The organism is Ruegeria sp. YKSF131 (assembly GCF_059612645.1).
The window spans coordinates 1-5,261 of record NZ_JBXWQZ010000114.1; the positions used below are offsets into that span (position 1 = coordinate 1).

5 protein-coding genes are annotated in these 5,261 nt (G+C 55.5%); 4 read left to right on the top strand and 1 reads right to left on the bottom strand.

What is annotated here, in order from left to right; translation table 11 throughout:
- The coding region (locus AC2FLZ_RS21640; protein WP_496882763.1) for a hypothetical protein at window positions 1-190 on the top strand (190 nt) is incomplete at its 5' end.
- Window positions 191-566: 376 nt separating this feature from the next.
- On the opposite strand, the gene AC2FLZ_RS21645 is transcribed toward AC2FLZ_RS21640, so the two are convergent.
- Window positions 567-1,583, bottom strand: a complete 1,017-nt coding sequence (locus AC2FLZ_RS21645) for a GlxA family transcriptional regulator (RefSeq protein WP_496882764.1) — start codon at window positions 1,581-1,583, stop codon at window positions 567-569.
- A gap of 117 nt (window positions 1,584-1,700) precedes the next feature.
- On the opposite strand from AC2FLZ_RS21645, the gene AC2FLZ_RS21650 reads away from it, so the two are divergent.
- The 3 genes from AC2FLZ_RS21650 to AC2FLZ_RS21660 all read left to right on the top strand — a co-directional run bounded on the left by AC2FLZ_RS21650 (window position 1,701) and on the right by AC2FLZ_RS21660 (window position 5,072).
- A complete protein-coding gene (locus AC2FLZ_RS21650; RefSeq protein WP_480474843.1) occupies window positions 1,701-2,780 on the top strand; it encodes a class I SAM-dependent methyltransferase in 1,080 nt (359 codons plus the stop codon).
- Between the two features lie 24 nt (window positions 2,781-2,804).
- Window positions 2,805-4,025 carry a flavin-containing monooxygenase gene (locus AC2FLZ_RS21655; RefSeq protein WP_496882765.1) on the top strand — a complete coding sequence of 407 codons (1,221 nt, stop codon included), beginning with the start codon at window positions 2,805-2,807 and terminating at the stop codon, window positions 4,023-4,025.
- 426 nt (window positions 4,026-4,451) lie between these two features.
- Window positions 4,452-5,072, top strand: a complete 621-nt coding sequence (locus AC2FLZ_RS21660; RefSeq protein ID WP_496882766.1) for a sulfotransferase family protein — start codon at window positions 4,452-4,454, stop codon at window positions 5,070-5,072.
- Window positions 5,073-5,261: the final 189 nt, after the last annotated feature.

The following is a 5,261-nucleotide window of genomic DNA, read 5'->3' on the forward strand; positions in this document are numbered from 1 at the left end:
TTGGTTCCGGGTTTCTTTCTCATCTCCACTCCTTGGCGGTTACGATGAGCCAGAAACCCTCTCTTATCAAATCGACCTAAACTGTCCCATTGGCGCTGACGTCAGACAGGTTCTAGGTGCGTTTTACTCCAGCCCAGATTTGTCGGACGAGGTGATTTCAGCCTTAACAGATGCGGGATGGCGTTTCTAAGAAAAACCCATTTAAGCCGTGACCGAAAACTGGCTCACGTGTGCAAAGTGTGTTTTACCACCAACACACACATTCGTACCCAAGTAATGTCAATGAACCCGGAAGGCAGTCATCGGAACATTTTGCCGCGAACGGCAATTTTGTCCGCTCCTCGTGTGTCGACCAAAGCTGCGGCGAAAGAGAGATTTGGATTAGGCCGAATTTTGCGCCGATGAATGACCGCAAACGAGAAATCCTCTGCGATGCAACAAATGGCGTGTCGCGCCTGCGAGGGGTTTCCGCGTCAGCAAAAGCGGCGTGAGCAAAAGTCGGCTCCATCCCGCAACTCGGAGTTTGCAAAGCACGATTTTGAAGGTCCGGTTTGGGTTGCCCTTGATCACTGATGGGATGGCAAGCGTTTCTTGCGGTATGCTGAAGCCGGCATACCCACATATCTTCGAAAGGCATTTCGGAAGCTTGATGGCTCGGTATATCCAACTTCAGCAGCTATTTCGTCGATGGGCAAATCGGTCGTCTCAAGCATTTGCTTGGCTTCCTCGACCCTGAGAGTCTGAATGTACTCGACTGGCGTCTGCCCCGTGGCTTTGCGAAACCGCCGCAACAGACTACGCTCCGTCAAACCGCTTCGGGCGGCCATGGCGGTAACCGGGGTTGGCAGGGCATAGTTATCCGCGGCCCAAACCTGAGCATCTGCAACCAGAGCATCCTCGTGCTGTGCTCCCGCAGTCAAAGAAGCGTAGTGCAACTGTCCTTCAGTGTGAGGCTGGAGCAGATAAATCTTGGCGAGGCGTCGGGCCTCATCCTGGCCAGCAACTCGGCCGACCAGATACAGAACCAGATCACCCCACGCAGACGCTCCGCCTGCCGTCACGATCCGGTGCCCGTCACCCGCAGGTATCAGAATCCGTTCACGGCGCACGCGGACATCCGGGAATTTCCGGGCAATGACATCACAGAAACTCCAATGGCTGGTGGCATCAAGCCCATCCAGCAATCCTGCCGCCGCGAGTAAGAGCGCACCAGAACAAACAGAAGTTATGATCGCGCCGTCAGCATGCGCCTTGATAAGCCACGGGACCACAACCGCGAATTCATCTGGCAACGGTGCGTCAGGCGCAAGATGCAGGTCAGGAACGATTACCAAGTCAGGCTGACCAAATTCGGCCAGTGATCCGTCCGGCGTGATACGTCGTCCGTTGATGTCGACATAGGGTGCTCCATCTACCGACAACATCTGGGCGTCAAAAACCTTCGCCTTGGGACGGTCCCCATGCAGCATTTCCCAATCCCGGCCGACCGAAGCGAGCGCATCGAGAATACTGTAAGCCGTCGAGGTTCCGACGCAGGGCAAAGTCACAACCACTGTACGGCAGGGAGCTTTGAATGCTGGCATCGATATGTCCGATATTCACCGATTTGGTCATTTGCAGGCATATCACGACTCGCAAGCTTGCGGCAATACCGACGCAGAAACAGACGAGATGAACCCTAATAGTACCGGAGAAACCACATGAACGAACAAGCAGCAGTCACTTTTGATGAGGCCAAGGCAGAGCGCTTTGGTGAGCAGATGGTCGGCACATTAAATAGTGCCGCGCTCGCGCTGATGACGTCGATTGGTCACCGTACCCATCTATTTGACGCGCTCGCCGATTTACCTAACGCCACCTCCTCAACTCTGGCCGAGAAGGCTGGCTTGGCCGAGCGCTACGTACGCGAATGGTTGGCCGTGATGGTGACATCGGGCGTGGTCGAATACGCCCCCGGAGCTGGAACCTACACTCTTCCCCCTGAACACGCGGCGTTGCTTACCCATGCGGCAAAACCCGACAACATGGCTGTAACCTGCCAGTTCATTGGTGTCATGGCTTCGGTCGAGGAAGATATGGTCGCGCGGTTTCGAGATGGTGCGGGCACCCATTACCATGACTACTGCCGCTTTCACGAAGTGATGGCAGAAGACAGCGCCCAGCTGGTGGTATCAGCCCTGATCGAGCACATCCTTCCTGTGGAACCTGGCCTGATCGAACGTCTTGAGCGCGGCATCGATGTTCTGGATGTAGGTTGCGGTGCGGGCCGCGCGATGATGGAACTGGCACAGGCCTTCCCCGCAAGCCGCTTTGTCGGGATCGATCTATGTGAGGACGCCTTTACTGAAACGCAAGTCTCAGCGGCACGCATGGGACTGAAGAACCTAACGTTTCGTGCGCAGGACCTTTCCAAAATCAATTCTCTGGGAAGTTTCGATCTGATCACAGCGTTTGATGCGGTCCACGACCAGAAAGACCCGCAGGGACTATTGGACCTTGTCTACCGCTCGCTCGCCGAGGACGGATTGTTCCTGATGCAAGATATAGGCGGGTCCCGGAACCTGGAAACCAATATCCAAAATCCGTTTGCGCCCCTGCTTTACTCCCTGTCGCTGATGCACTGTACCCCAGTGTCGATTGGACAAGGCGGGCCAGGCCTCGGTGCAATGTGGGGCATTGAGACAGCACAGGAATATCTCGCCAATGCAGGCTTCGGTCAGGTCAAGACCCATCACCTGCCTCATGATCAACTCAACGCATACTTTTTCGCGCGCCGTTAAGCGCACTGTTTTTGGAGTTCTCAAATGAAAGTTCCTCATTCAACAACCGCCATCATTATCGGAGCCGGTCTTTCCGGGCTGGCTGCGGCCTTTGAGCTGCGCGCCCGGAATATCCCGTTCACCATTCTGGAAGCGTCCGACAGGGTGGCCGACCCGTGGCGCGCACGGCATCCGAAGTTGCGACTGAACATTCATCGCCATTTCGCCAGCCTCCCCGGACATCAGGCACCTCGTAAAGCGGACACCTTTTTGCCCCGAGATGCTGTTGTCGACTACCTGAGCGAGTATGCGCGTCAGTTTGCTTCCGATATCCATTTCGAGACCCGTGTCCTGTCAATCCGCCGTGAAGACGACATCTGGCAGATCGAAACCAACAGGGGCACCTATTTCAGCGCCCACCTGATTGTCGCAACGGGGCGGGAGAAAGTGCCTGATATGCCCGTTTGGCCGGGCATGGAGGAGTTTGGCGGTCAAATCGTTCACGCCGCCGACTTTGGTGACCCCAGTGAATACGACGGGAAGAAAGTCCTTGTCATCGGGGCCGGCAACTCAGGCACAGATGTGTTGAATCATTTGTCGCGCAGCAATCCGGCCCAGGTCTGGGTATCGGTCAGGCATGGGCCATCGATCCTGCCATCGCGCGTCTTCGGCTTTTCGTTACAGCGGCTGGCCAACCTGTTCACGCTATTCCCCAAATGGTCACTCGATCCGATCTTTTCGATCATGCAGCGTGCCTTCTTTGGAAACTTGCGCCGTTATGGCCTGCGCCGCCATGTCATGGGCGGTGGTTCCCGGATGCTGAAAGACGGAGTTACCTTCGCTCTGGATGATGGATTCGTTTCTGCGCTGAAATCTGGTCAGTTTACGGCCGTCAGCGAAACCGTCGGCTTTTCGCCCCACGCCGTTGAACTGGCCAGCGGTCGAAAGCTCCACCCCGACGTGGTGATCTGCGCCACTGGATATGGAGCAGATCTGGATGAACTCTTCGGGCACATGGGTGCGTTGGACAACAAGGGTTATCCACTACATCCAATGGGTCAGGAAGATCCTCAAAATCCCGGTCTTTGGTTCACTGGGTACGGATTGTTGTTTCAGGGATTTTTCCACGCAGCAGGCATAAGCGCAAGTCGTATTGCAAACCAAATCGAAGCGTGTGCCAATGCGTCGTCCCAAGCTCAATCATCAGGGTATCTGTCACAAGGAGCAAATCAAGGCGTTCAGTCTTTGGAAGGAGCGGTGCGATGAACTTTTCAAACTCCGCACTGATGTTGTCGCCGCCAAGGGGTTGGCGGCTGCATATCACGAACGCTTACCGACTCTTCAGACACTTACTGCGCCGGAAACGGAAGTATTGCTGCATGGATGAATTGCCTAGCCATCTGTTGCGGGACGTAGGTCTTGAGCGCCTCATTGATGTGAAACCTGATACTAGGTTCCAGCACCGTCTGATGTAGCACCGTTCGAGTGCCCGCTTTGGGCTGCCTTCAGTCGTAGACACGGGAGGTAGCGGAGGTCGACTACGAGCCCAGAGCGGTCATTTCCTTGACGCCGTGAATATCCAGTTCAGGTGGGCACCGGGCAACTTACATCATGTGGGGTATTGCCAGAGACTACTTCGGGCCGCACTGTAGTTCGGGGAAAGCTTTCACATCGCAGCAAGGATTTCATCTGATGGCTCTCGAAATTATTGGCGCCGGCTTCGGGCGTACTGGCACGGACTCCCTCCGTGAAGCATTGGCGGTTCTCGGCTTCGGACCTTGCCACCACATGCATGAGATCCGGGATAATCCGGAGAAAGCGGGTCCATGGCATGATTATTTTTGTGGTGGGTCGCCACTTGATCTCGACCTGCTTTTCGACGGCTACCGGTCCCAAGTCGACTGGCCTGGCGCCCATCTCTGGCGCGAGTCGGCTGAACGCTATCCGAACGCGAAGGTAATCCTGTCGGTTCGTGATCCGGAGGACTGGTACGCGTCCTACTCGAAGACGATCAAGGTTTTTCGCGAAACCGAAATGCCGCCGGAGGCGGCACATATGCGTCAAATCCAGGAGTTCGTGGATGTCTTCCTGGGCGACCGCTTCGACACTGAGGAACGCGCAATAAAAGACTTCCAGGCGCATGTTGCCGAGGTGAAGTCTGTGATCCCGGCGGACCGTCTGCTAGTGTATGAACTTGGCTCAGGATGGGAGCCGCTCTGTGAGTTCCTCGGGGTATCTGTGCCGGATCAAACCTATCCGCATACAAACGCCACGATAGACTTTCAGAAGCATAATATTGAACTGCAAAAATAGTCCGCAAAGCACGCTGTCAGGTCGCGTCTGCGGCAGCTTCGTCCCGCAACACGAGAATTGCAAAGTCGGATTTTGAAGGTGTCCGTCGTCAGGGATTTTGGGACAGATGGCGGCGTGAGCTAAGAGAGGGTCTGGCTCATCTGGTTCATGTGATTATGCGGCGGATTTGCGGTGAAGCAAGCGTCGCGT

Coding starts and splice junctions, on each gene's coding strand:
- AC2FLZ_RS21645 (WP_496882764.1), bottom strand. CDS start 1,583: ATGCCAGCATTCAAAGCTCCCTGCCGTACAGTGGTTGTGACTTTGCCC.
- AC2FLZ_RS21650 (WP_480474843.1), top strand. CDS start 1,701: ATGAACGAACAAGCAGCAGTCACTTTTGATGAGGCCAAGGCAGAGCGC.
- AC2FLZ_RS21655 (WP_496882765.1), top strand. CDS start 2,805: ATGAAAGTTCCTCATTCAACAACCGCCATCATTATCGGAGCCGGTCTT.
- AC2FLZ_RS21660 (WP_496882766.1), top strand. CDS start 4,452: ATGGCTCTCGAAATTATTGGCGCCGGCTTCGGGCGTACTGGCACGGAC.